Genomic DNA, 232 nt, shown 5'->3' with positions numbered 1-232 from the left:
CCATACGCCCATTGCCGTGCCGAACACGCGTTTTGCGCCGACCTTGTCCGACAGCACGCCGCCCACGAAATTGAACAACGCGTAGCCGACGAAGAAACTGCTGAACACCACGCCCATTTGCGCGTGCGAAAAGTTGAGGTCCTTCTGGATCAGCGGCGCGGCGATAGACAGCGCCGAGCGGTCCAGATAATTGATGACGCCAGCGAGAAACAGCAGCGCCACGACAAACCAG

The 232-nt window shown here is 59.5% G+C and carries 1 protein-coding gene; it reads right to left on the bottom strand.

What is annotated here, in order from left to right; all coding sequences use genetic code 11:
• On the bottom strand, nt 1-232 hold a 232-nt coding region (locus SB786_RS37860; protein WP_410731790.1), incomplete at both ends, for an MFS transporter.

Source organism: Burkholderia sp. SIMBA_062, assembly GCF_046534765.1.
Lineage (GTDB): Bacteria > Pseudomonadota > Gammaproteobacteria > Burkholderiales > Burkholderiaceae > Burkholderia > Burkholderia ambifaria.
This window is presented reverse-complemented; position numbering and strand designations above follow the sequence as displayed.